Here is a 19631-nt window from a genome sequence, read left to right as displayed (position 1 = left end):
CGGCGGAAGCGGGGTCAGGCCTGGCCTGGCCCCGCTTCTTCGCGGACCTGACCCGATCGACGACGAGGCGAACATGCCCCTCCTGCGAGTTCTTCTGCCACTCCTACTCCTGATCCCCTTCGCACCTCCGCCGGCGACCGCCAGCGGTGTCAGCGTGTCCGGCGCGCACCAGGTGCTGTACCGCGGCGGCACCAACGGGTACGGCTGCTTCCGGATCCCGGTCCTCTCCCGGACCGCCTCCGGCACGCTGCTGGCGTTCGCGGAGGCCCGTCGGTCGGCCACGTGCGCGGATCGCGGTGCCATCGACCTGGTCGTGCGCCGCTCGACCAACGAAGGCCGGACCTGGGGCCCGATCCGCGTGGTCGCCCAGGGGTCGCCGACCGACCCGTTCGCGCCGTTCACCCGCGGCAACCCGGTCCCGGTGGTCGACCGGACGACCGGGAAGGTCCTGCTGGTCACCACGTCCAACGAGGCGACGCACACCGGCAAGCGGCTGCCGTGGATCCAGCAGAGCGCCGACGACGGCCTGACCTGGACGGCACCGAAACCGCTGGGCGCCAGCATGGACGGCACCAACGACGGCTGGTTCGCCACCGGCCCCGCGCACGGCATCCAGCTCGAACACGGCGCGCACGCGGGCCGTCTGGTCGTGGGCGCGCATCAGAAACCGTCGAACGGCACCGTGTACGCCGGTGTGCTCTACAGCGACGACCACGGCGAGACCTGGCAGGCCAGCAAGACCGAGAACTCCTATGTGGACGGTGTGCTGAGCCCCGGTGAGATCGTGGTGACCGAGCTGCCGGACGGCTCCGTGTACGCCGGGGCGCGCAACGAGGTCGACGACAGCGACCACCGGGCGAGGGCGGTCAGCACCGACGGCGGCACCACGATGCCGAAGTTCTCCCTGGTGCCGTCGCTGGTCACGCCGAACGTGCAGGGCTCGGTCCTGGCGCTGGAGCAGACCTACCGGAGCACCCCCGGTGACGTGCTGATCTTCTCGGGTCCCGCGGATCCCCAGGACCGCGAGCAGATGCGGGTCCGGTACTCCACCGACCGCGGCACCACCTGGGCGAGCGCGCCGAACGGGCTGGTCACCAACGACCGCGCGGGCTACTCCGACGTCGCCGAGCTGACCGGTGGCGAGATCGGCCTGCTGTACGAGGGCGGGACCACGTTCTCCTCCGACGAGATCCGCTTCACCAGGTTCACCCCGGCCCAGCTCGGCCTGCCGGGCACGACCGTCGGCACGCCGTCGAGCCAGCCCGCCCAGGCCGCCGGACCGACCACTCCGGACAGTTCCCCCGAGGCGAACGATGCCTACCTCAAGGGAAACGCGACCATCAACGACGGCCTGCTGCTCGACGGAACCGGCGACTACGCGGACGTGCCGTACTCGCGCACGATCGACCCCGGTGGTGGCGACTTCACGCTGTCCCTGCAGTTCCGTTACCAGGCAACGGCTTCGACCCGCAACCAGGTGCTGTTCTGGGGATATGGGTCAGGTTCCGGCGCCCCGCAGGTCTGGGTGCGCCTGCAACCCGGCGAGGACCAGGTCACCGCCTGGGTCGAGGGCGCCGACGGTGGCGCGACCGCGTCGGTGAAGGACGGCAGCACCGCGGTCGCGTTCGGCGACAACGCCTGGCACCAGCTGACCGTGGTGCGCACCGGCGGTCAGCTGCGGCTCACCACGGGCACGGCGTCGGCGACCGCCCAGGGCATCGAGGGCGCCGTCAGCGGCGGTGTGACCGGCATCCGGCTCGGTGGCAAGCAGGACGCGGGCGTCAGCGACGCCTTCGCCGGTAGGATCAGGAACGTCGCGCTGACCCGGGACGAGCGGGTCCTGAGCCTCGCGATGACCAAGGTCGACGGCGCGGCCGTGCCCGCCAGGACGGCGACGCCGATCACCGAGGACGTGTCCGGCAACTGCGCGACCGCGACCGTGCTCGGCGGGATCCAACCGGACCCAGGGCGCGTCCAGACCAGCAGGGCGTTGAAGATCGACTCGGCGCACCCCGGCGTGGAAGCGCCTTTCTCGCCGACGTTGGACCTCGGCTCCGGCGACTTCACCGTCGCCGCGTGGTTCAAGTACAGCGCCACGTCGGGCACTCCCAACCAGGCGCTGCTCTGGGCGTACGGCAGCACGTCGGGCAAGCGCTCGATGTGGGTGCGGGCCCAACCGGGCCAGGACCGGCTGCTCGCCTGGCTGGAGACCCCGACCGCGTCGGTGAGCGTCGCACTCCCGGACACCGTCGGCCGGACGGCGTTCGGTGACAACGCCTGGCACCTGCTCGCCCTCACCCGCACCGGCGGTCAGGTCCAGCTGAGCGTGGACGGCGGAACCCCGGCCACGGCCACCGGTCTGACCGGCTCGGTGAGCGCCGACCAGGCCGACGGCATCAGGGGCCTGCGGCTCGGGTCCAAACTGGACGGCACGGACGTGCTGCAGGGCTCGCTGGACGACTTCCGGCTGTACCACCGGGCACTGACCGCCGCCGAGCTCGGCACCGCGGCCACCGGGCGCTTCCCTGCCGATCCCGCGCTGTGGTGGACGTTCGACGGCCAGAACACCCAGGCGCACGACGTCGCGGACCCGGTGACCGGACCGCAGACCCCGGACGCCTCTGCGCACTGCGTGCACGCCAGGGTTTCCGGCACACCCGCGGTCGTCGGCGGCCGGTACGGCACCGGGCTGCAGTTCGACGGCACGGACGACGAGGTCCACCTGCCCTACCGCCCGAGCATCGCGCTGGGCGACGGCGACTTCACCGCCTCGACGTGGGTGAAGTACTCCGCCACCGCCACCTCGGCCGACCAGGTCATCTTCTGGGGTTACGGCACGGGAGCCACCGAACGGTCCATCTGGTTGCGCGCCCAGCCCGGCCAGGACCGCTTCTGCGGCTATCTCCAGACCGACACGGGCTCCTACGAGGTGTCCGTGCCCGACCCGTCGGCCTCGGTGGCGTTCGGTGACAACGCCTGGCACCTGGTCACCGTCCGGCGGTCCGGCGGCACGGTGGAGCTGATCGTGGACGGTAACCGGTCGAGCGGCCCGGTCGCCGGATCGCTGACCTACGGTGACACGTTCGCCGTGGACGGCATCCGGCTCGGGGCCAAACCCGACGGCACCAACCGGTTCAGGGGGACGATGGACGAGTTCCGGGTCCACCGCCGGGCGCTCACCGACGCCGAGCTGACCGGCGATGCCGACCTCGGTCCGGTGACCGCCGTGCACCTGCCCTTCAGCAACGCCTCGTGACCGTGCGGGGGTGAGGGCTTCGCGGCCCTCACCCCCGCACGGAGAGTCAGCCCGTGAGACTCGCGGTGAGCAGCGGCCCACACCAAAGGCAGCTGCCGCGGCACACGAGACCGGCGACCTCCAGCCGATGAATGCAGCGGGCGCGCTGGAGAATCGCACAGGTTTCACCACTGCCCGGTTACCAGTCGCCTGGTCCGACATCCTCGCCGCCCGGTTCCACCCGATCTTCGCCAGCTTCGGCATCGACGGCCTCACCCGCGCCGTCGGCAGGGCCTTGGGCCGGGTCCTCGCGCACGGCAAGCACCGGCCCCGGCGGCTCGCCTTCCCCTCAACATCTGCTCCGCCACACGAGCGCGAAGGACTGTCGTCAAGCGTTCTCACCCTTGACCTCGGGTGGCAGTTCGTCCGCCAGGGCGCATCGAACGAGCCAGGCGTGATTCGATACGCGCATTTCCGGCAGTACGATCGCGGGCGTGATCATCCCGGACGGCGTGGACGTCGTCTTCCCCGACACGGCGGCGGCGATCGACGCGCGGCGAGCCGCGCTGGTCGGGCACCGCGACGGTGGCGGGCAGACCGTCCTGCTGATCGCCGATGTCGAGACGGGCGTGCGTGAACTCCTCTTGCCCGATCCGGGCTTGTTCGACCGGGCGGCGTTGCTGGTGGGTGGCGGCGAACTGGTCGTCGCCATGAACCACGACCGGGTGCTGCGGGTGGGAGCGGACTTCGAAGAGCTGCCGGTCGATCCGGGTCCGCAAGTGCCCGCCGCGGCGCCGCCGGTGGTGGCCGGGTGGACCGCGCACAGCGCCGACGGCCGGGCGTGGCCGGTGCGCCAGCAGTTCAACCACGACGAGCCGCGCTATCTGCGGGATTTGGTCGTCGACGGGGGGACCGCGGCCTACGGCGACTTGCTCAGCCTGGTGGCAGCGGACTTCCCGGCCGCCGGCCAGGAGGACCCGGACCAACTGCCCGACCTCGGCGATGTGTGGACCGACGGCGACGAGCGCTTGGTGTTCGTCGTGGGGCGCGGGTTGTGGGCCCGCCGCAAGCACGGTGTGGACTTCCATGGCTGCTACCGGCTGGGTCCGGACGGCCGGGTCATCGACCGGATCTGGCAAGAAACGGGGTTGCACGACCAGCCCGGCAAGCACGGTGTGGACGGGCGCTTCACCCACGGCGGCGAGCACGTGATCCTCACCCCGGTCTTCGAGTCCGGTGGCCGCCAGCGCGTGCTGAACCCGGCCGACGGCACGGTGCGGACCGTCGGGCTTCCCGACACCACTCACCTCTTCGACCACGTCGACGGATTCTGGTGGGCCCGTACGGAAACAGAAGTCCTGCGCTACCCGGACGACGAAGTCTTCTGACCGCGACCCGTGCGGCCACGGGCGTGGATGCCGCTGACGCCGGACTGATCAGGTTCGGCTGTTACCCGGCACACGCGGTGCCGGGGAGGGACGCAGAGCGTGGCTCCCCCTAAGCCTTCTAGTCACACTCTGGCCACACCAGCAGTCGCCATGCTTCGTTCTGACGGTCTTCTTCGTCGACTGATGTGCCCAGCCGAATCGCGCTAACCGCGTAGAGCGATGCCGGGGGCAAGTCGATCGTGACATCACCAGGTGACCCGGTAAGGCTCGCCAGGGTCGGAGGCGTGGAACACCGCTCCCCCGCGGTCTGCGCATCCGGCCCAGTCAGCGTTGGTCGGCCGCTCGACATCGGACACACTCGCATCGCCGGAATAGTCGAACAGCACAAACTGCGAGAACTCGATCGGAATCCTGGCTTTCACCGACTTGGTCACATTCGCAGTTGATCTCGACGCTCGTGGCGATCGGCTGCGGTGCGCCAACGTTGTACCGGCATCGGCGGCGAACGCCGGCGGCGCATGTGCCGCTGCCCAAGGCGAGGCGAAGAACATCTCTTCGCAGAACTACCCGAACGATTCCCCGAGGAAGCGGAATTGTATTTATCGATGAATCACAGCACTACCACTCAGAGTATCAAAATATTTTTACGACGTGAGCGCCGTCACCCGACCAGCGGTACCGGGCTCAATCGCGATCATGTTTGCCTTGGACAAGACACCGCCTCCCGCCACAGCGCAGGAAGCGATTCATCCACCGCTATGAGCGAATGCGCAGTCGCGAAGGAGATTTCACATGTCAAAAGGAGCGCTTTTCGGGAGAATCGCCGCAGCCGGAATGGTGACGATCTCGTCGATCGTCGGCGTTGGCGCCTCGCAGGCACAAGCAGCGGTTGTCTGTCCTCAGTACGGTCGCAACGGAAACGGTGGCACGCTCCAGACCATCGGTTCCGAGCCCTACCACAACGGACCTGGACAAGATTGTCCCGTTTACAGCAACCGCTCAGGAACAGCCGACATCTTCTGCAAGAAGTTCAATGAACTCGGAAATCTCTGGTACTACGCGCGGGACCGGTCCTCCGGCACGCTCGGCTGGATTTGGAGCGGTAACGTGGCGAGCACGAGCGGGACTCGCCCCAATTGCTAGGACCGCTTCACCGAGACCAGGCCGGCGCCGGGGACGCGAGGCGATCGGCGGCGCGTGCGGTCTGCAGGGCAGAAGTCGATCCCCACCGCAGCGCTACCTCCCCCGTCTCGTAAGGCAGGGTCTCGACGCGCGCTGTGGCCGGCACAGCGGCCGATCGGATCGTGCGCGTGCCACAGCGGCCGAGGCTCGCCAAGCATGTGGGCCCTAGGCTCCGGGCTGTAGATCTTGGTCTCATCTCTCACCGGGAGTCGGGCGTGGCGGATTTGGCGGAAGCGTTGGAGTCGGTGGAGCAGCTCGTCGTGGGGTGGCGCGCCATGGTGCTGGATCGGGATGCGAACGCCGATGTGCGCGACTTGCCCGGCGTCGCGGTGCGGTGGGCGGACTGCCGGTTCCCGTTCTGGAACTGCGTCACGCTGACCGAGCCCGGAATCGGCACCGACCTGCTCGCGCGGCGCTTCGCGGAAGCCGCGGACGTCATGCGCACGAAGGAGAACGCCGGTTTCCTGTGGGTGTTCGAGGATCTGGTGGAGGGCGCCGACCTCGACCTGCTGGCCGGCCACGCCGGGTTCGAGTACGCGTTTCCCGGTACCGGGATGGCGGGAGACCTGCTGCCGATCCCGGAGCCATCACATCCGGAGCTGACGTTCGAGCGGGTGACCACCGACGAACAGTTGTCGGTGTACGCGGACATCAACTCACGCGCGTACGGGTTCGACATCGGGGACGGCCGTGACGGCATTGCCGGTTCCGCGCTGTGGAAGAGCGACGTGCACGCCTACCTGGGTCTGCGGGACGGTGTGCCGGTGACGTGTGCGGCGGCCGTGGAGACGGCCGGGCGGCTGTTCGTGGTGCTGGTGGCGACTGATCCGGAGTGGGAGCGCCGAGGCTATGGCGAGGCGGTGACCCGCAAGGCGTTGTACGAGGGATGGCGCGCGACGGGGATCACCCGTGCCACGCTGCACGCCACGGCCGCCGGAGCGCCGGTCTACCCCCGGATCGGTTTCCGGGCGAACTCACCGATGCGGTTCTACGCGCTGAAGAGCTGACCGTCCGGGCCGGCTGGATCGTGCCCCGCACATCGCCGGCGCACGTTGTAGCCGGATTGGCCGGGCAGGTACCGGAACGCGCCGGGCATTCGGACGGGCAGGAACCGCAGCCACCGGGCCTCGGAGGTGAACCCGAGCAGGGCTTGGGCCACGGCCAGGGTGACCAGTTCGGCATCGGTGAGCTTCGGCGGTCTGCCCGTCCGAGGCCTACCGGCGAGGCGGTCGTCGATCTCGACGTGGAGTGCGGTCAGAAGGGTGTTCAGGTCTGTCGTCACACATTGATCTTGAACGCCCTTTTCCCACGTCTGGAGACGGCCCGTGCCTCACGCGATCTTCACCGCACCAGTCATCTAGATGGGATGCTTGCTGTGACAGAGCCGTGGTGATCGCCTCGGTTCAATGTCGCTCGGGATGCTTCGGCGTGCCCTGGGGACAGCGGAGCCAGCCTGATGACAGTGATTCGCGGCGCCGCCATCTTCTCCCGCGTCGTTGACGCGTAGTACGCGTGACTGCTGCCACGTGCTCCGGTGTAGAACCGGTTATGGATACGTCACAACCTGACGGGGATGAACCCGGCGAGCCAGAGCGTTCTCATGAGTGAACACCGATGAGCAGAGGAGTACCACTGTGACGGAGAAGGCTGTTCTCGCGGGCGGCTGTTTCTGGGGCATGCAGGACCTGTTCCGCCGCCACCCCGGCGTCGTCTCCACTCGAGTCGGCTACACCGGCGACCCGAGCACGCCCAACGCGACCTACCGCCGCCACGGCAACCACGCCGAGGCCATCGAGATCGTGTTCGACCCCGAGAAGCTGAGCTACCGGCAGATCCTCGAGTTCTTCTTCCAGATTCACGACCCGTCGACCCGCGACCGCCAGGGCAACGACATCGGTGCCAGCTACCGCTCGGCGATCTTCTACACCGACGACGCGCAGAAGAAGGTCGCGGAGGAGACGATCGCGGACGTCGACGCCTCCGGCAAGTGGCCGGGCAAGGTCGTCACCGAGGTCACCCAGTCCTCGGACTTCTGGGAGGCCGAGCCGGAGCACCAGGACTACCTGGAGCGCTACCCCAACGGCTACACGTGCCACTACGTCAGGCCCGAGTGGCAGCTCGGCGAGAGGTAGAGATCGCGGGGTTGCACGTCTCACCCGTGCACGCCTTCGAGGGCCGTCCGTCGGACGGCCCTCGTCCCGATCCAGCGCCCGTCTCACACGGCCACGTGGTCCTCCGCGCCGGGCTCGGCATCGTCGGCGACCGCTACTTCAACCACCCCGCGCACCGCAACGCGGCCGTCACGTTCATCGCCGCCGAGTCCCTCGCCCCGTGGCCGGTGGACCCGCTGGTGGCCCGACGCAACGTCGTGGTGCGCGGGTTCGACGTGGACGCGTTGGCCCGTGGCACCGTCTTCAGCCTCGACAGCGGCGACGGACCGGTGCGGTTCGAGGTGCACCGGCCCGCCAGCCCCTGCGCCTGGATGAACACCGTCATCGCACCCGGCGCCTTCAAGGCGTTACGCGGCAAGGGCGGCGTCCGGTGCGTGCCGCTCGACGACGGGGTGCTGCGCATCGGAAAAGCGATGCTCGACCTAGTCGCCACATGAAGTGGTTGTCCGCGCAGACGATCAGCACCACGATCAACATCGTCGTCGAGATCACGGCCGCTGTCATACTTCGCACCGCGCGTAGTACATGTGATGCACCGCGCCTGCACCGTCGGCGTGGTTACGGCGTCGTTGCGCGATACAGCGGACGTGCTCGTACAGTTCATCCACATCGCGCGGAGTCGGCTCGTCCAGCCTGCGCGTGCTCCAGCACGTGACGATCGTGTTCCGGTAGGCGTGAAGGCATTCCGTGCCCAGGCCGTGTCCCGCCTGGCTGCGCAACACGAGGAGATCCTGCGCCTTCGCGCCGCGACAACCAGCCAGCCCAACGTTCGGGCACTGCCGAGCGCGTCATGATGACCTGCAGGAGGCGGATCGTGGATGACGAACGCGCCGTCGACACGCGCTGCTGCTGGCGCCGATGCTCGGTTTGCCAGGATTCGACGGGTGACCGAACGACGTGCGGACCACCAGGGCCTCTGGCCTAGTTCGGCCTTCGTGACCCCAGTCGCTGTCCAGGCCGCTGCTGGACGGCAACTGGGTTGGAGCCGGGTGGTGGTGCGCTGAGTATGCGGCGCACCCACGGGCTGTGAGCAGCTCCGGCTATCCAGAGCGCGACCGTGATGAAGAGGACTTGCTCCGGGATTCTGAACCACAGGGGCGTGGGCGGGTCGTCGCCCAGCGGCACGTCCGCGATGGCCGCGTAGACGTTGGCCGGGAACATCAGCACGAAGAGCGCGGCGAGGCTGACGCCCGCGGCCGAGCGGGTCTTGGTCAGGACGAGGCCGAGGGCGCCGAGGAGTTCCAGCACGCCGGTCGCGTAGACCATCAGGTGCGGGAAGGGCACGAACGGCGGGACCATGGCCACCAGGTCCGCGTGGTTGGGGATCATCGTGACGGTCGCTGGGGCGAAGTGCGCGGTTCCGGTGGCGATGAGCATCGTCGCCAGTCCGTGCGCCGCGCTGAATCGCCAGGTGGCGAACCGGCCGACACCCAGTGCGCCGAGCAGGCGGAATCCCAGCCAGGGGCCGAGGAGGAGCATCAGGGTCGTGAACATGACGGTCCCTTTCAGGGGGTGTTGGTGAAGAACAAGCCGGCTCCGTAGGCGTCGCGTGCGGAGACGAAGAACCCGTGTTCGGTTGGCTGGGTTGGCACGTCGCTGCTCTCGACGATCGTGCGGGCGTAGTTGACGTCGTCGACCAGGACGGTCATGGCGGCGAGATAGGACGGGGCCGGTGCGGGCTCGTCGAGCAGCACCTGTCCGACGTCGGAGGCGCGTACGATCTCCAGCCGCCCGCCCGCCAGATCCAGCACGGTACGAGGACCGTCCTGCCTGGGGGCTGCCTGCAGCAGGTGGGTGTACCGGTCGGTGATCGCGTCGAACTCGGCGTCGTCGGCCACCACGAGCACGCTGCTGAGGCCGTGGGCGCCGTTCCTGTGGTCGAGGTAGCGCGGCTGGTGCACGTGCTGACGGGTGAGGTGCTGGGCGACCCCCAGGTAGCTCTCCGGCGTGGCGCGGGGGTCGATGTGCACGGCACGGGCCCGGACGGTGCGGATGCCGTCCTCGGTGTCGACGTCGCGTTCCAGATCGAGCACCCCCGACGTGCGCAGCCCGGCACCGTCAAGTCGCCGTTTGACGGTCTCGACGTCGTCGGTGTCGAAGTTGAGCAGCCGAAACCCCTCGTACTCGTCAGCCATCGCCTTGGTGTGCCAGGGATCGGGTGCCGACTCGTCCACGATGCCGAGCAGCTCGATGTACGACCCGCCGAACAGCGCACACCGGTTTGCCGTGCACCCCGGCACCGGCGGCTCACCAGGCTGTGCGCTGAGCAGGTGCCGCGAGCGAGGACTCAGTGTGAAGCCGAACGAGGCGTACCGGCGCTCCAGCCCGTCGAGATCACGGGTCAGGATCCCGACGTGGTGAATGCCGTGGATGTCAGATGTCATGCGACCGATACTGCGTCCACAGCACGCAGCCGGCCCGAAACGACCGGCACCACGCCGCGATCCGACACCGACCTACCCTGATCAGGTGGATTCGGTCATGCTCGACACCCTCGACCTCCAACTGCTGCACGCACTCCAGCTCGACGGGCGCGCCCCGTTCAGCAAGATCGCCGATGTCCTCGACGTCGCCGACCGCACTGTGGCCCGCCGCTTCGCCCGGCTCCGCGGCACCGGCGCGGCCCGCGTGACCGGGGCGCTCAACAGCCGCCGCGCTGGCCACGCGGAGTGGCTGGTGCGGCTACGCGTCCATCCCCGACACACCGGTGCTGTGGCCCGTGCGCTCGCTCAGCGCCCGGACACCGCCTGGGTGAGCGTGCTGTCCAGCGGCGCCGAAATCGTCTGCATCGTCCGGGTGGCCGAGGGCGGCCCCGCTCCGCTGGAGACGCTGGCCCGCCATCCGCAGATCCTCCAGGTCACCGCGCAACGGCTGTTGCGCCACCTGATGGATCGCCGCTGGCTCGGCCGCACCTCAGCACTCACCACCGAACAGATCGCCGCACTTCACCCACCCGACACCAGCGACACCGCCACCGTCGGTCTCACCGACCTGGATCGTCGTCTGCTCCCCGCGCTCGCGGCCGACGGCCGGATCGCCTACCCCAGCCTCGCCCGACAGGCCGGCTGGTCGGAGTCCGCCGTCCGCCGTCGCCTAGACGAACTGCGCCGATCTCGCGTGCTCCAACTCGACGTCGAGGTCGACCCGACGCTGTTCGGCTTCTCCGTCCAGTGCCTGCTCTGGCTGACCGTCACCCCGTGCCAGCTCACCGCCGTCACCCACACCCTGGCCGCCGACCCCGAAACCGCGTTCGTCGGCGCGACCACCGGCGAACACAACCTGATCGCCATCGTGATCTGCCGAGACGCCGACACCCTCTACACCCACCTCACCGACCGGATCAGCACCCTCACCGGCATCGAACGACTGGAAACAGCGCTGATCACCTCCTACACCAAACGCGTCGCACCCACGCTGTGACCCCAACCGCCTCGGACCGCCCAGGCACAGTTCGAATCGACATCCCGACCCACATGAAGCTCCAGGTGAATCCCCTCGATCCAGCAAAACCCGGCTCGAGACACAGGGGGATCCCCTGGTGCAGACCCGTCCCCTGCCCCGCCGGCCGCGCATCCGACCGGCTCGGCGCTCGCGGACCACTCCTGGTCTTCGCCGCCGGAGTCGCCCCTTCCTTGTCTCCACCTGCTGTTCTGCATCACCGGACCCGCCATCGTGCTACTCGCGGTCGCGTTCGTCGCGGCCGGCACCGGCTGCGCCGAAACCGCCGAAACCGCCGAACACGTCGCCGTCGCCGCACTCGCCACCCCGGCAGCACGTCCGGATAGGTGGCGGTCTTGCCGGAGACGCGCGCCGGAGGCAGGTCGGCCGACCACCCGAAGCCGGCCTCGGCGTCGCCCTTCACCAGCCGCGCGACCGGCCCACCGCAGAGCCCAGGCCGCCCGCGGTGAACGACATGGTCACCGGTGCCGCTTTCGGCGCCAGCGTGCCATCGGACTGCGGCGCGAGGTCCAGGTCGACATCGGTCCAGGCACCGTTCTCATTGACCCGCACCGGATGCACGTAGTTGACCAACGTCCGGGTCCCGTCCGGATTGGCCTTCAACTCGGACGTCTCGGTCGTAGCCGACCCGATGACAATCGACTTGCCGCTCTGCTTGGTGGCCGTTTCCGAGCTTGAGTAGGTGTGAGCCTGTTGGTGCGCGGACAGGGGAACTCCTGGTGGATCGGACGTTGTCGAAGCGCCGCTCTGCCAGGAGTTCCGTTGTCATCGTGCCCGATCCCCGCAGGCGGTTCCACCGCGGGCTCCGCGTGTTGCCGCCTGGCCGTCACCCATCAGCCCGGCCTGCGGACGAGCCGGTATCCCACCGACCTCACCGACGCCCAGTGGGCCGAGCTCGATGTGCTGCTGCCCGATCCGGCGTGCCTGGGCGGTAATGGCGGGCAGTGGGAGAAGCACTGCCGCCGACTGATCGTCGACGCGATCCTGTACGTGGTCGACAACAGCATCAAGTGGCGTGCTCTACCCGCGGACTCCCCGCCCCGGCCTACCGTCTTCAAGCGCTTCACCGCCTGGGAGAAGGCAGGCACTCCAGCGGCTGCTCTACGCGGTTCTGTCTGTCTGGGGGAAGTTGGGTGTATCCGTGCGACCCCGCAGAGGTCGCACGGGAGGTCGAAAAGCCGCTGTCACGGGATCGGTCCCGGACATGGGTGTCGAAGGCGGAACAGGTCCTGCGTGCCCCGGAAACAGCCGCCCGCGAGAACAGCCTTCTCCGCCGCAGTGGTTCTCCTCTGCCCGGTCATCACTCAGGAGGACGTTCGGTCTCCACCGGATCATCCCCGCCGAGTTGTGACGTGTCCCTTACGGACCTCGCGTCGATGACCTCGCCCAGGTAGCGCATGACGACGGCCACGGCGGCGGCGACCGGCACGGAGAAGAACGCGCCCGCGATGCCGTAGAGGCTAGTGCCCGCGGTGACGACCAGCAGGACGACCGCGGCGTGCAGGCGCAGGCCGCGCGACTGCAGGATGGGCTGCAACACGTTGCCCTCGACCTGCTGCACGACGATGACGATGATCAGCATGATGATCGCCGTGGTGAGCCCGTTGCTGACGAGCGCGACCAGCACGGCCAGGGCCCCGGCGATGAACGCGCCGATGATCGGGATGAACCCGCCCAGGAACGTGAGCGCGGCCAGCGGGATCGCCAGCGGCACGCCGAGGATCAGCAGGCCCAGCCCGATGAACACCGCGTCGATCAGCGACACGATGGCCTGGCTGCGGATGAAGCTGCCGAGCGTGGCCCAGACCCGCTCCAGCACCGTCGTGAGGTGACCGCCCGCACGCTCGCCGACGACCCCGCGCAGCCACGGCGTGAACCGCATGCCGTCCTTGACGAAGAAGAACGCGAGCAACAACGCCACCAGCCCGGTCACCACACCGGACGTCACCGCGCCCGCACCCGTCAGCAGCCCGTTCGCGATCGACCCGATGCTGGACTTGACCTGTTCGACCCCCTGGTCGATCAACCGGTCGAGGTCGCTGCCCTTGAGGTTGAGCGGCGGCCCGCCCGCCCAGTCCTGCAGCTGCGTGATGGCCTTCTGCGCGCTGTCCCTGATCTCCGGCACGCCCGACGCGATCGAGCTCGAGATGGCCGCGATCACCCCGCCCAGCACACCGAGCCCGGCGAGCAGCACGATCGTCGCCGCCAGGGCCGAGTTCAGGCCCTTCGACATCATCCAGCGGGCCGGCGGCCACAGCACCGTGGTGATCAGCAGGCCGAGCAGCACGGGCATCACGACCACCCAGAGCTTCCCGACCAGCCAGAACACCATCCAGAAGCCCAGCGCCGCCAGCGCCACCCGCAGACTCCACCGCGACAGCCAGCTCACGCCGTGCCCGATGGCCTCACCCTTGTCCGCCCACCTGCGTTCCCGATCCACGCGCCCAGTCTGTCGTGATTTAGCCCTATCGGGTGGCAGGACATGCCGTTTCGTTAGCGCACCTTGTCCAGGTATGCCCGAACCGCGGCTTCGCACGGGAGTTCGGGGTCCTTGGCCGGGTCGCAGGGCGGGAGGACGGGCACGGGCACGCCGAGTTCGTCCAGGATCCGCACAGCTCTGGACAGGAGATACCTGTTGACGTACGGCTCACCGTCGGCCCACGCGAACCGGTAGGCCTCAATCGCCGGCCGCACGGCTCGCTCCCGTTCACCGGCGGCGAGCCACAGCTCGGGCAGCAGGACGTGTCCGGACGGGAGGCGTTCGATCTCGGCGCGCGGATCCGGCAGCCGCCCCTGCCGGAGGCGTGCCAGCACGAGCGCTCCCTCGTCCCACGGGCTCGGCACCCCGGTCTGGCGCGCCATGCCGATGACCGCGTCGAACTCGTCGGCGGCGGCAGCCCACTCCTCCCGCTCGAGGTGCAAGCGGCCCCGCAGCCTGCGCACCCCTCTGATGACGAACCGCCGGCCCTCGGGGTTGATCTCGTCCAGCTCACGGTCGTCGAGCAGCCCCAGGTCGAACCGGTGTTCCGCACGGGCGAGCTCGGCCGCACCCGCTCTGATGCCGTGCCGGTCCCACTTGCGCGTCAGATCAAGGCGCGACCACATGACGTCTGCTTCGTCGGTCCTGCCCATCCCGGTCAACGACCGGTACACCTGCAGGCCACTCGTGAAGCGCGTCCTCGCGTCCTTGGTGAGCCCGGAGAGCCGCCAGCCGAGTTCTGCGACGAAGTACCCGCGTGCCAAGCGGTTCTGGTTGCGCAGGGAGACGGCGACGTCCGTCAGGCTGCCCACCACGTGCACGAAGTCGTCTGCCTCCAGATGCGTCCTCACCGCGGCTGTGGACAGCTCCAGCGCCTTGTCGTGCTGCTGCAACTTGTCGAACGCGCTGCCCAGATCGGTCCACAGGTAGGCGAGCTCCTGCACCTGGAGCTGGGGGCTGGTCCAGTCGCGCCCGAAGAACGGGCGGAGCAACGACAGGACCTCGGGCGCCGCCTCGAGCTTGCACAGTGCAGCGCCCAAACCCCTGTCGTACGACCTGAACGCCGCGTGGAGCCGTCCCATCTGCAACAGGGTCCGGACCACGGTGATGTGACCGCGCAGCTCGTCGATGCCGCTGAGGTGGCCATAACTCCCGTGCGCGTCCTCGGAGAAGTGGTCGACCACGTGCTGGCCGAGAACCCGCCGTTCCTCCGCGGGCAGGTCGCCGGCCGCGACGCCGCGCACGACGGGGTGCAGGTCGTAGTCCTTCGCCTGCCAGTCGTACTGCAGCAGCCCGCGCCGCTCCAGGTCCGACACCGCCTGGCGGAGATCGTCGGCTGACAGCTGCGGGCAGATCGCGCTCAACGTGTCGTACCGCACCGCCTCGGACAGCATGGCCAGCGTGGACAGCAGCTGACGACTCCTGCCCGGCAACGCGCCCAGTGCCTCGCGCAGGATGTGGTTGCGCTTCTGGACGAGGTTCAGCTCGCCGATGTCCAGGCTGCCACCGGCATCGGCGTCTTCCGACCAGGCGTCGAAGTCGCCGCGGGCCGGGAGGTAGTCGTTGACCAGGCCCGCGACGATGCCCGTCAGCAACGGGTGGCAGTCGCAGTGGCGCTGGAGGTAGGCCCGCATCGTCGGCCCGTCCCCCATGACGCCGCAGCCGCGCATCAACGCCTCCGCGTCCGCCGGTCGCAGGCCGGGAAGGCGCTGGTGCAGGACACCCGGAATCGCTTGCGACGACTGGTTCAGCAGCACCCGCGGCACCAGTCGTGAGCTGATGAGGATCTTCGACGGCGACGCGGCGGCGAGACGGCGCAGGAGGTCCTCGTCCTCGGACCGGATGGCGGCGCACGGGTGCCGGTCGCCGATCTCGTCGGAGGAGCCCGCGTCCTCGTCGAGCAGTTGGGCCGCGTCGTAGCGGTGGTAGGCGACCAGCACGCGTTCCAGGCCGTCCAGCACCAGCAGCCACGGGCGGGATTCCAGCTGCCGCAACAACAACTCGCCCAGTTCGGCCTGGCTGCGGCCGGCGAAGGTCGCGATCGGCTGACCCGTCATGTAAGCGAGGGCGTGGTGGCAGAAGTCCGCCATCACCGCGCCGGCCTCGTAGAACGAGTACCAGAAGCGGCCCGCCCAGTCGCGGACACCGGGCGCGTAGTGGTTGATCCACTCCCAGGTCAGGATGCTCTTGCCGGTGCCGCCGATCGCCTCGAACAGCAGCACCGTCCGCGACTCCGCCTCGCTCGCCCAGTCGCTCAACGTCGTCAGCTGCTCCTGACGCCCCACGAAAGGATGTGAGCCGAGGTACCGCGGGCGGGCGTACAACGTCGGCCCGGGAGCCGCGCGAGCCGGTTCCGACTCCAGCAGCCTGCGCAGGTCGGCGACGGACTGCGTGGCGCCGGCGGTGAAGTCGGCGAGGCTCGTGAACACGCGGTAGACGCGCTGCAGTTCACCGTCCGCGAGCTTGACCTCCTCGCGGAACGCGTCCAGCTTCGCCTGCTTGGCGGGGTCGCGCTCGACGTCGGCCAGGGTGATCGGGTGGTCCGCGCCCATGATGAAGATCAGGATCGGACGGCCCAGGCGCACGGCCTCGCGGTACTCCAGGTGGGTCAGGGAAAGGCCGTCCGGGTTCCGCGGGCACACCGGTACCTGGCCGTAGCGGTGGCTGACGATCCCGACGTAGCCGGCGGCCTCCCGCACCTTGCGCAGCGACGAGTCCAGCACGGTGCCGTCGGGCAGGGCGGAGTCGAACTCCATCGCGACCGGGAACAGCTGCTGCCCCTGGATGGCGCTCATCAGGGCCGCCCGGTGGTCGCGGAGATCGGCGAAGGTCGACGAGACCATCACACCGGGATACTGTCGTGGCGCGGCCATGTAGGCATCTCGCGCCCCGAACCGAAGCCGTTACGACCCGAACGGGTCATCTGCGGTCAGCCGCCCGTGCACTACGGGTGCATCCTGCGGCTGCTCCGGCCGCGGCTCCACAGCCAAATGCCTCCTCCGACGACCACGACCGCACCCAGCCCGAGCAGTCCGTCCGGGACGCCGTCGTCCTCCTGCTGCCGCGTCGACGTGACGACCTGCTGCGGCGCGCGAGGAGGAATCGTGGGGCTGGGAGCGGCCGAGGAGGGCTGGGCGACCAGGGCCAGCGGGATCGCCTCGGTGTCGTCGAAGTCGACCATCCCGGTGGCTTCGAGCACCGTCATGTGGTCGAGCACGGTGTCCATGCAGACCTTGGCGTAGTCGCGGATCGCCGTGTTGCGGGTGCCGGTGCGCACGGTGGCGAGGAACTTGTAGACCACGCCGTGCGCCGCGCGGAGCCGGTTCGCGAACACGCGGTCGAACTCCTGGCTGCGCGCGGGCGCCGCCCGCATCTCGTCGAGCCAGCCCTGCTGCGACTCGGTGGGCTGGGTGGGCAGCGGCACGTTGAGCGTCCTGGCCAGTTCGACGGTCCGCCGGTCGAGATCGGTGTGGCCCTCGATCAGGTGCCGACCGGCCTCCTGCACGAGCGGGTTGGACGACTTCTCGAGGCCCATCCGCCCGGCGGGGCCCTCCCACAGGCCGGCGAGCGCCACCTTCTGCAGCAGGTCGCGCCCCGCCGGGCCCATCGGCCCGAACTGGGTCTGCACGTAGCCGGGTCCCAGGTCCTGCTGCGCGAACGCCGGCGGCGCACCCAACGCCAACGCCAGCAACGAAACGAGGAGTATCCGCATGCCGGGAGGTACGGACAGACCGCGGCGCCGCGACCGTTGCACAGTGCAATGGTTACCTGTTCGTTATCGAGTCCGGTCCTGCGAGACTGGACGGGTGAGCGACGTCGACGACCTGACCGACGCGGTCCTCACCGCGTCCCGCCTGCTGATCGCGGTGTCGGCGCGCTCGCTCGCCGCCGTCGAGGAGACGCTCACGCTGCCGCAGCTGCGCATGGTCGTGCTGCTCGACAGCCGCGGCCCGATGAGCCTCACCGCGCTCGCCGACCTGCTGGAGGTCAACCCGTCCACGGCGAAGCGCATGATCGACCGCCTGATCACGTCCGGCATGGCCGACCGCGAGCCGAGCCCCACGAGCAGGCGCGAGGTCGTCGTGGTGGCCAGCGCGCAGGGCCGCCGCGTCGTGAGCGAGGTGATGGCGCGCCGCCGCGCGGAGATCAGCACGATCGTGGCGCGCATGCCGGAGCACCTGCGGCACGGCCTGGTCGAGGCGCTGACCGCGTTCGCGGAGGCCGGCGGTGAGCCCCGCTGGTCAGCGCGCGACCACGCGGAGGTCGACTGACTCGGGCACGCGGCCGATCCAGAGGTCCTGGTCGCACCACCACCCGTTCGTGGCGGGCCACCCCCGAACTACTATCGGGCCGGTGACCGCCTACGACGATCTTGAACTCGACACCACGGCGCTGCCGGAACGCCAGCAGAGGATCCTCGTCGCCATCCGCGACTGGGTCGTCGAGCACGGCTACTCCCCCAGCACCCGCGAGATCGGCGAGGCGGTCGGGCTGAGGTCCTCGTCGTCGGTGTCGAAGCACCTGTCGGCGTTGGAGGACAAGGGTTTCCTCAAGCGCGGCCCCTCTGTGACGCGGCCGATGGACGTGCGGGTGTTCCTGAGCGAGACAGCGCGGTCCACACAGGACTCGATCTCCGTGCCGGTCGTCGGTGACATCGCCGCCGGCACGCCGATCTCGGCCGTGGAGCACGTGGACGACGTGCTGAGCCTGCCGCGCTCGATCGTGGGGCGCGGCAGCAACGTCTTCGCGCTGCGCGTGCGCGGTGACTCGATGATCGACGCCGCGATCTGCGACGGCGACACGGTCGTGGTGCGGCAGACGCACGAGGCGTACAGCGGGCAGATCGTCGCCGCGATGATCGAGGAGGAGGCGACGGTGAAGGTCTACCAGCGCCGCAACGGTCACGTGTTCCTGGAGCCGCGCAACGCCGAGTACCCCGTGATCGACGGCGACAGGGCCGTGATCCTCGGGATCGTCGTGTCGGTCCTGCGCAGCGTTTAGGCCAGGCCTAGAGGACTCCCCAGTCGCGTGACCTCAAGTGCTCGACGACGGCGTCGACGGCCGGGGGCTTCGCGCCGCGCGTCACCACGTACAGGGTGTTGAGCGGCGGGATCTCCGGGTGGTGCAGCAGTTCGACGGATCCGGCGTTGAGCGCGGGTTCGGCCAGGTAGCGCGGCAACGCGGACACGCCCGCCCCGGCCACCACGGCGGCCAGCACCGCGCGGAGGTCCGGGACGACGACGGACGTCGCGTTCCTTGGCCGGGCGCCGAACTCGCTGCGCCAGTAGCGGCGGATGATCGGCAGGTCGTCGGAGTAGGCGACCAGCGGCAGATGTTCCAGGGCCCGCGCGGGGTTCTCGGCGAGCAGCGCCCTGTCCACGGTCCTGGCGAGCAGCGGCGGTCCCACCAGCAGGAACTCCTCGTCCGTGACCGGCGTCGCGGTGAACCCCTGGCCGGGACGGACCGACGACAGCACGACGTCGAGCCGGCCGGACCTGAGCGCGGCCAGGAGGTCGTTCGCCAGGCCGAGGGTGATCTCGAACCGCAGGCCGCGCCGGGTCAACGGCATGAGCGCGGCCAGTCCGCGCGTGGTCATGAACTCGGCCGGCCCTCCGATCCTCACCGTGCCGCCGACCGAGTCGGCGTCGAGCGCCGACCTCAGCTGGTCGAGGTGGGACCCGACGCGGCGCGCGAGCTCGTCGGCGCGGGGCGTGGGC

General features: G+C 69.4%; 17 protein-coding genes and 1 pseudogene. 9 read left to right on the top strand and 9 right to left on the bottom strand.

The window, feature by feature from the left end:
- Positions 1 to 154 precede the first annotated feature (154 nt).
- Together VM306_RS30335 and VM306_RS30330 are read left to right on the top strand one after the other, a co-directional pair.
- The gene (locus VM306_RS30335) at positions 155 to 3256 is read left to right on the top strand and encodes a LamG-like jellyroll fold domain-containing protein (RefSeq protein ID WP_325521173.1); all 3102 of its coding nucleotides are present in this window, start codon (positions 155 to 157) and stop codon (positions 3254 to 3256) included.
- Positions 3257 to 3729: 473 nt separating this feature from the next.
- Positions 3730 to 4623 (top strand): hypothetical protein, encoded by an 894-nt coding sequence (locus VM306_RS30330; RefSeq protein WP_325521172.1) that lies wholly within the window; start codon positions 3730 to 3732, stop codon positions 4621 to 4623.
- 245 nt (positions 4624 to 4868) lie between these two features.
- Here VM306_RS30330 and VM306_RS30325 read toward each other — a convergent pair whose 3' ends face one another.
- The gene (locus tag VM306_RS30325) at positions 4869 to 5057 is read right to left on the bottom strand and encodes a hypothetical protein (protein ID WP_325521171.1); all 189 of its coding nucleotides are present in this window, start codon (positions 5055 to 5057) and stop codon (positions 4869 to 4871) included.
- A 963-nt stretch (positions 5058 to 6020) separates the two neighbouring features.
- Here VM306_RS30325 and VM306_RS30320 point away from each other — a divergent pair.
- Entirely contained in the window at positions 6021 to 6812 is a 792-nt protein-coding gene (locus VM306_RS30320) for a GNAT family N-acetyltransferase (RefSeq protein WP_325521170.1), read from the top strand.
- Between the two features lie 26 nt (positions 6813 to 6838).
- On the opposite strand, the pseudogene VM306_RS30315 reads toward VM306_RS30320, so the two are convergent.
- Positions 6839 to 7087: pseudogene (locus VM306_RS30315) on the bottom strand (IS982 family transposase); the annotation flags it as partial.
- A 352-nt stretch (positions 7088 to 7439) separates the two neighbouring features.
- On the opposite strand from VM306_RS30315, the gene msrA reads away from it, so the two are divergent.
- Both msrA and VM306_RS30305 read left to right on the top strand, forming a co-directional pair.
- Positions 7440 to 7937 carry a peptide-methionine (S)-S-oxide reductase MsrA gene (gene msrA, locus VM306_RS30310; protein WP_325521168.1) on the top strand — a complete coding sequence of 166 codons (498 nt, stop codon included), beginning with the start codon at positions 7440 to 7442 and terminating at the stop codon, positions 7935 to 7937.
- Positions 7916 to 8413 carry an MOSC domain-containing protein gene (locus VM306_RS30305; protein ID WP_325521167.1) on the top strand — a complete coding sequence of 166 codons (498 nt, stop codon included), beginning with the start codon at positions 7916 to 7918 and terminating at the stop codon, positions 8411 to 8413. The genes msrA and VM306_RS30305 overlap by 22 nt, the downstream gene beginning before the upstream one ends.
- A 484-nt stretch (positions 8414 to 8897) precedes the next feature.
- On the opposite strand, the gene VM306_RS30300 is transcribed toward VM306_RS30305, so the two are convergent.
- Both VM306_RS30300 and VM306_RS30295 read right to left on the bottom strand, forming a co-directional pair.
- Positions 8898 to 9470 carry a hypothetical protein gene (locus VM306_RS30300; RefSeq protein WP_325521166.1) on the bottom strand — a complete coding sequence of 191 codons (573 nt, stop codon included), beginning with the start codon at positions 9468 to 9470 and terminating at the stop codon, positions 8898 to 8900.
- Positions 9471 to 9481: 11 nt separating this feature from the next.
- On the bottom strand, positions 9482 to 10360 hold the full coding sequence (locus tag VM306_RS30295; RefSeq protein WP_325521165.1) for a VOC family protein: 879 nt from the start codon (positions 10358 to 10360) through the stop codon (positions 9482 to 9484).
- Positions 10361 to 10457: 97 nt separating this feature from the next.
- Here VM306_RS30295 and VM306_RS30290 point away from each other — a divergent pair, with 97 nt between their 5' ends.
- Positions 10458 to 11396 (top strand): Lrp/AsnC family transcriptional regulator, encoded by a 939-nt coding sequence (locus VM306_RS30290; protein ID WP_325521164.1) that lies wholly within the window; start codon positions 10458 to 10460, stop codon positions 11394 to 11396.
- Positions 11397 to 11834: 438 nt separating this feature from the next.
- Here VM306_RS30290 and VM306_RS30285 read toward each other — a convergent pair whose 3' ends face one another.
- On the bottom strand, positions 11835 to 12008 hold the full coding sequence (locus tag VM306_RS30285; RefSeq protein ID WP_325521163.1) for a hypothetical protein: 174 nt from the start codon (positions 12006 to 12008) through the stop codon (positions 11835 to 11837).
- Positions 12009 to 12119: 111 nt separating this feature from the next.
- On the opposite strand from VM306_RS30285, the gene VM306_RS30280 reads away from it, so the two are divergent.
- On the top strand, positions 12120 to 12815 hold the full coding sequence (locus VM306_RS30280; RefSeq protein WP_414672469.1) for a transposase: 696 nt from the start codon (positions 12120 to 12122) through the stop codon (positions 12813 to 12815).
- On the opposite strand, the gene VM306_RS30275 is transcribed toward VM306_RS30280, so the two are convergent.
- From VM306_RS30275 to VM306_RS30265, 3 genes are all read right to left on the bottom strand, one after another.
- On the bottom strand, positions 12736 to 13875 hold the full coding sequence (locus VM306_RS30275) for an AI-2E family transporter (RefSeq protein WP_325521162.1): 1140 nt from the start codon (positions 13873 to 13875) through the stop codon (positions 12736 to 12738). The genes VM306_RS30280 and VM306_RS30275 overlap by 80 nt on opposite strands.
- A 53-nt stretch (positions 13876 to 13928) precedes the next feature.
- Entirely contained in the window at positions 13929 to 16787 is a 2859-nt protein-coding gene (locus VM306_RS30270; RefSeq protein WP_325521161.1) for a DUF4062 domain-containing protein, read from the bottom strand.
- 71 nt (positions 16788 to 16858) lie between these two features.
- Positions 16859 to 17626 (bottom strand): DUF4142 domain-containing protein, encoded by a 768-nt coding sequence (locus tag VM306_RS30265; protein ID WP_325521160.1) that lies wholly within the window; start codon positions 17624 to 17626, stop codon positions 16859 to 16861.
- Between the two features lie 94 nt (positions 17627 to 17720).
- Between VM306_RS30265 and VM306_RS30260 the strand changes: the two genes are divergently transcribed.
- Positions 17721 to 18185, top strand: a complete 465-nt coding sequence (locus tag VM306_RS30260; RefSeq protein ID WP_325521159.1) for a MarR family winged helix-turn-helix transcriptional regulator — start codon at positions 17721 to 17723, stop codon at positions 18183 to 18185.
- Positions 18186 to 18267: 82 nt separating this feature from the next.
- The gene (lexA, locus tag VM306_RS30255) at positions 18268 to 18915 is read left to right on the top strand and encodes a transcriptional repressor LexA (RefSeq protein ID WP_325521158.1); all 648 of its coding nucleotides are present in this window, start codon (positions 18268 to 18270) and stop codon (positions 18913 to 18915) included.
- Positions 18916 to 18922: 7 nt separating this feature from the next.
- Here the strand turns inward: lexA and VM306_RS30250 are convergent.
- A partial coding sequence (locus VM306_RS30250; protein ID WP_325521157.1) for a LysR family transcriptional regulator occupies positions 18923 to 19631 on the bottom strand: 709 nt, incomplete at its 5' end.

Source organism: Lentzea sp. (assembly GCF_035525475.1).
In the GTDB taxonomy this organism is placed as follows: Bacteria; Actinomycetota; Actinomycetes; order Mycobacteriales; family Pseudonocardiaceae; genus Lentzea.
The sequence above is the reverse complement of the archived record's forward strand: the minus strand, read 5'-3'. Positions and strand labels throughout refer to the sequence as shown.

What these genes read in the sequence shown, in the direction of transcription:
- VM306_RS30300 (WP_325521166.1), bottom strand. Translation starts at nt 9,470, where the DNA reads ATGTTCACGACCCTGATGCTCCTCCTCGGCCCCTGGCTGGGATTCCGC.
- VM306_RS30295 (WP_325521165.1), bottom strand. Translation starts at nt 10,360, where the DNA reads ATGACATCTGACATCCACGGCATTCACCACGTCGGGATCCTGACCCGT.
- VM306_RS30290 (WP_325521164.1), top strand. Translation starts at nt 10,458, where the DNA reads ATGCTCGACACCCTCGACCTCCAACTGCTGCACGCACTCCAGCTCGAC.
- VM306_RS30270 (WP_325521161.1), bottom strand. Translation starts at nt 16,787, where the DNA reads ATGGCCGCGCCACGACAGTATCCCGGTGTGATGGTCTCGTCGACCTTC.
- VM306_RS30265 (WP_325521160.1), bottom strand. Translation starts at nt 17,626, where the DNA reads ATGCGGATACTCCTCGTTTCGTTGCTGGCGTTGGCGTTGGGTGCGCCG.